Origin of the sequence: Methanomethylovorans sp. (assembly GCF_050177135.1) — an archaeon.
GTDB lineage: Archaea > Halobacteriota > Methanosarcinia > Methanosarcinales > Methanosarcinaceae > Methanomethylovorans.
The window spans coordinates 1-4,619 of record NZ_JBFXHJ010000159.1 but is presented as its reverse complement, the minus strand read 5'-3'; the positions used below and the strand labels follow the sequence as shown (position 1 = coordinate 4,619).

Genomic DNA, 4,619 nt, shown 5'->3' with positions numbered 1-4,619 from the left:
CCGTGGCATTAAGCTGCCGCATACCTGCGTCAACTATAGGAAAACCCGTTCTGCCTTCACACCATGCCTTGAATCTTACAGGATCGTTATCCCAATGAAGCCCATCGAACTTTTCCCTGAAGGCGTGTCCGAATACTCGGGGATGTTCAGCAGCGAGCTGAATGAAGAAATCCCTCCAGTAAAGCTCTGAGATCAGAGTGTGGTCAGGTCCAAGCTGATCCCTTAAAGAATGGTACACTTCCCGGATAGATACCGTCCCGAACCTGTTATGAGCCGACAGACCAGTAGTACCCATCCTGGAAGGAATATCCCGATGCCTGTCGTAATCCACAAACCTGCTCAGATCGGACAGCACTTCCAGCGCATTGATGCGCCCGCCGTGTACGAACAACTCAGGATTGTTGTGGTCGAGTTCTGGAATGACATCAAGGACATCCGGGACGTTTGAATTATAGAATTTGCCTTTCTCAACTGGCACTGGCACTTCCACCGGGAGCTTGCTGGCTGCCCTGAAGAACTGTGTGAACACCTGGTACATCTTCCCCTGCTGAGTCCTTACAGAACCTGGCACCTGCAGTGTTGCATCATGGAACTGATGGAACTTGGATCCATGCTCTGCGCATACCGTGGAGATCGCCTCATCCCTGTGAACACTGAACGGAGTGTAGTCATGGTTCACAAAAACAGCATCTACCTTCTCTTCACCGATCAGCTTTGCAATGATCTCATGCGGTAAGCCTGAAAACATATACAACCTGCCACCCAGTGCATTAAGTTGAGCTTCCAGACCCTTGATGGACCCCAGCATGAATTGCAGGGCATTCTTACTGTATTTACCCTCCTGAAGCAACCTGGGATCAAAGATAAAACAAGGCAATACTGCGTGTGAAGAGTGAAGAGCCCGTATCAGTCCGGTATTATCATCAACACGCAGATCCCGCCTGAATATGAAAAGTGCTTTTTGATACATATCACTCGACCTCTATGGCTACCTCATTGTGACGCAGCATAGGAAGCACCCATGGAGGATCGTACTGCATCAAGAAGGCATTACCCTTCACAGCAATACTTTCACTTTTCAGGATCTCAGCGAGTTCATGCTCCTTCTGCTCATATTTTCCTCTGTTGAGATGACCGGAAAAGCGTATAGTTGCAATCTTACGAGGCTCTAACTCCCGGATAGAGATACGTTCATCCCTGGGGTTCGGTGCATTGCCCATATAATAACCATGCGGAAGCAAGAAAGACATCTGCAGACCGTTATCATTCAACACCGTTGTCACAGGTGTGGTCATACTTATCCTAATGCCTTCAGCGTTGCCCCCGAAAATGTAATTTGCAAGTATTGAGAAAGCAGTATTCTGATCCTTTGCATCAGTTGAAATAAGCGTTTGTTTTGGATATTGCCGTATTTCAACACCTTCTCCCAGAGCCCTCAATATTGTATATTCGGCTGTTTCCACAGACATGATGTTTCCCCTTAAATGTGCACAACTACAGTATTCACTGCATCACAACAATATATGGATATATCTGTGTTTGTACTTAAAGAACTGGAAAAAACAAAGAGGATTTCGATAAACCTCTTTTTTGATCGAGCTATGCAATCTTTTATGAACGCAAGGACACCAAGACGCTAAGGCGCAAAGAAGAGAGTTAGAAGCTTTGCGTCCTCGCGACCTTGCAACTTTGCGTTAAAAATGAATTGCATTAAGAAATTACCAGGGATCAAAAAACAACCAAGAGAATCCTAATTGATCAAAGAGGGTTTCAATGACTCTCTTTTTTGATCGATTGTTTATATACGCTATGCAAGAAAAATTTCAAATAACGGGGTTTTTAGAAATCCTCAAAAATAAATAACTGCACCGAAAAACAGATAAATTGATGCGCCAACCGGGATTCGAACCCGGGTTTAGGGCTTGGAAGGCCCCAGTCATAGCCGCTAGACCATCGGCGCTTAAGCAGCCTATACACGTCTTTTTGTAATATAACATTTTCGCATCACCATTGAGGTTTGATACGAGCATAACAGCAAGATCAAAGTCAAAACATAAGTGCTTCTTCACTGTTCACGGACAGATCACAACTAAAAACTGAAAAACACTGTATATTTACAGTGAATAGTTTGTGCGCAGTTCTTTGATCATGTCACGAAGTTCTGCAGCCCTCTCAAATTCCAGGTTCTTTGCAGCAAGATGCATCTCTGCTTCAAGGTCAATGATCATATCGGCAACTTCTTTCTCCGACCTGTCCTCTGCCAGCACAAGAACCTCCGGAACCACTGTTTCATCTACCTCCACAAGTTCACGCTGCAAGGCTTTCCTGATGGTTTGAGGGATAATCCCATGCTGTTCATTGAATTCCATCTGCAGCTTGCGACGCCTGTTCGTTTCGTTCACAGCACGCTCTATAGAGCCTGTGATATTGTCAGCGTACAATATGACCCGGCCTTCAGCGTTCCTCGATGCCCTGCCTATGGTCTGGATAAGAGACCTTTCAGATCGCAGGAAACCTTCTTTATCTGCATCCAGAATGGCAACCAGCGCAACCTCGGGGATGTCCAGCCCTTCCCGCAGCAGGTTAATACCTACCAGCACATCGAAATCACCCTTGCGCAGGCTGCGGATGATCTCAGTTCGTTGAATGGTATCGATATCCGAATGCATATAACGCACCCTGACACCCAGCTCATGCAGGTAGTCAGTGAGTTCCTCGGCCATTCGTTTGGTAAGGGTGGTGACAAGTGTCCTGTAACCCTTTGCAGTCATCCTGGACACTTCCCCGATAAGATCGTCCACCTGGTTCCCTACAGGCCGGATCGTGATCTGCGGGTCCACAAGCCCGGTGGGACGAATGATCTGCTCCACCACGGATTTACTCATCTCCACCTCATATTCTGCGGGAGTGGCAGAAACGTAAATGACCGTATTGATATGCTTTGAGAATTCATCGTATTTCAGGGGCCTGTTGTCCAGAGCCGAAGGTAATCTGAAACCGTATGTTACAAGTGATTCTTTTCTCGCCCTGTCCCCGTTGTACATACCCCTGATCTGAGGAATGGTAACATGGGACTCATCGATGACCATAAGATAATCCTCTGGGAAGAAATCCAGCAGTGAAGAGGGTGGTTCCCCGGGTTTTCTGCCATCAAAATGCCGCGAATAGTTCTCTATACCGCTGCAATAGCCTAATTCCTTAATCATTTCCATATCGAACTTTGTTCTCTGTTCCAGACGCTGCGCTTCAAGCAGCTTGTTCTCATCCCGCAGTCTGGCAAGCTGTACCCGAAGTTCCTCTTCAATGTCTATAAGCGCCCTGTCTATGTATTCCTGAGGCATCACGAAATGCTTTGCAGGATATATTGCCAGCGTTTCCCCCATTCCCAGCTCTTCCTGTACCTTGCCTGTGAGCGGCTCGAAATAGGCGATCCTGTCTATCTCGTCACCGAACAGTTCTATCCTTATACCCCGCTTCTCCTGAGCCGGGAATATCTCTATAGTATCGCCCTTTGAGCGAAAGGTGCCCTGTGAAGGTTCTATATCATTGCGCTCATACTGGATATTGATGAGGTCCGCAAACAAAGCAGAACGATCTATCTCCTCCCCTACAGTGAGCATCACGGTCATAGCGCGCCATTCCTGTGGCGAGCCCAGGCTGTATATACAGGAAACGCTTGAGACCACGATCACATCTCTGCGCTCCAGCAGGGACCTTGTGGCAGACAGGCGCAACCTTTCGATCTCGTCATTAATAGAAGCATCTTTTTCAATATATGTATCCGTAGTGGGAAGATAAGCTTCAGGCTGGTAATAGTCGTAGTAACTGACAAAGTATTCAACAGCATTGTTCGGAAAGAACTCCCTGAACTCAGAGAACAATTGTGCTGCAAGGGTCTTGTTATGCGCTATCACAAGAGTTGGCCGCTGCACGTTCTGTATTACGTTCGCTATTGTGAACGTCTTGCCTGAGCCTGTAACACCCAGCAAGGTCTGGTGTTTCACACCTTTGTCAATACCTTCAGTGAGCCTGGATATGGCCTCCGGCTGGTCACCTTTCGGGGAATATTCAGACACTAATGTGAAAGGACGCATATTTTCGCTGTATCTTAGTACAGGACTATAAAAGTATGCATGTGCAAAATGCGATCAGGCTTTCACACTGGAATAGAACAGACAAAAGTGTTCACTAAAAAAACATGATCACATGTTTTCAGTAAATATGTAGAAGCTTGTGAACAGATAAGATCGTATGACCCTGTGGATCTGATAAACATAGAAGATTCACCTGAAAAGGAAAAAAGCCATGAGCATCAGAACTATGGTAAGCAGTATGAGGGTCTGCGCACTTTTACTGTCCGTACCAAGGATGATAGGTATCGGGCCTAACATAATGACACCTGCACCTCGCACTTCTGGCCTTGTGGATACACCTTCCGGACCCTTATGGGCCTGTTCACTGTCATCACTTGTCTGATACCGTGCAGTGTTATATCCTTGCTTACTACTACCTTCTCCTGAAGACGTTGAATTACCGATCAGGACCAGAATAGCACCAATGAACACAGACAATATCCCCAGAGAGATCAGAAATTGCGCTATCATCACATTTTCCTCCGG

4 protein-coding genes and 1 tRNA gene are annotated in these 4,619 nt (G+C 46.5%); all 5 read right to left on the bottom strand.

Going from position 1 to position 4,619, the window contains the following annotated elements:
• On the bottom strand, positions 1–970 hold a 970-nt coding region (locus AB7U21_RS10475), incomplete at its 3' end, for a cryptochrome/photolyase family protein (RefSeq protein WP_428388878.1).
• Between the two features lies 1 nt (position 971).
• Entirely contained in the window at positions 972–1,469 is a 498-nt protein-coding gene (locus AB7U21_RS10470) for an SOUL family heme-binding protein (protein WP_428388876.1), read from the bottom strand.
• A gap of 419 nt (positions 1,470–1,888) precedes the next feature.
• A tRNA-Gly gene (locus tag AB7U21_RS10465) sits at positions 1,889–1,960 on the bottom strand.
• 154 nt (positions 1,961–2,114) lie between these two features.
• A complete protein-coding gene (gene uvrB / locus AB7U21_RS10460) occupies positions 2,115–4,094 on the bottom strand; it encodes an excinuclease ABC subunit UvrB (RefSeq protein WP_428388874.1) in 1,980 nt (659 codons plus the stop codon).
• 189 nt (positions 4,095–4,283) lie between these two features.
• Positions 4,284–4,619 (bottom strand): TIGR00304 family membrane protein (locus AB7U21_RS10455; RefSeq protein WP_428388872.1); only part of this gene is annotated, 336 nt, incomplete at its 5' end.

Coding starts and splice junctions, on each gene's coding strand:
- AB7U21_RS10470 (WP_428388876.1), bottom strand. CDS start 1,469: ATGTCTGTGGAAACAGCCGAATATACAATATTGAGGGCTCTGGGAGAA.
- uvrB (WP_428388874.1), bottom strand. CDS start 4,094: ATGCGTCCTTTCACATTAGTGTCTGAATATTCCCCGAAAGGTGACCAG.